Below are 445 nucleotides of genomic sequence, written 5' to 3'. Positions count from 1 at the left end.
CCCATTACAGCGAGGAGCAGGCCGCGCCGCTGCTCGCCTGCTTCGATGCCTACGAGGCCGAGCATCCGGGCGTCACCATCGAGCACCAGCAGACCGCGTACGGCGACTTTCTCCAGACCATCCTGACCAGCCGGGTCGGCGGCACCGCGCCCGACATCTACAACATCTACTCGATCTGGGCGCCGCAACTGGTGGGCGCGGGCGTGCTCGAGCCGCCGCCCCAGGACGTGCTCGACTCCATCGCCGCCACCTACTCCCCCGCCACGGTCGGCGCTGCGACCATCGACGGCCAGCTCTGGGGCTACCCGACCGAGCTGTCGATCTATGCGCTCGTCTACAACAAGGCGCTGCTCGCCGCGGCAGGCTACGACGCGCCCCCTGCGACCTGGGCCGAGCTGCGCAAGATCGCGCAGGCGATCACCACGACCAACGACCAGGGCAACAT

General features: G+C 69.0%; 1 protein-coding gene. It reads left to right on the top strand.

Annotated elements, in window-relative coordinates; genetic code table 11:
* A partial coding sequence (locus D7Y15_RS43790) for an ABC transporter substrate-binding protein (protein WP_121756239.1) occupies positions 1-445 on the top strand: 445 nt, incomplete at both ends.

This window comes from Corallococcus sp. AB030 (assembly GCF_003668965.1).
Classification (GTDB): domain Bacteria; phylum Myxococcota; class Myxococcia; order Myxococcales; family Myxococcaceae; genus Corallococcus; species Corallococcus exiguus.
The sequence above is the reverse complement of the archived record's forward strand: the minus strand, read 5'-3'. Positions and strand labels throughout refer to the sequence as shown.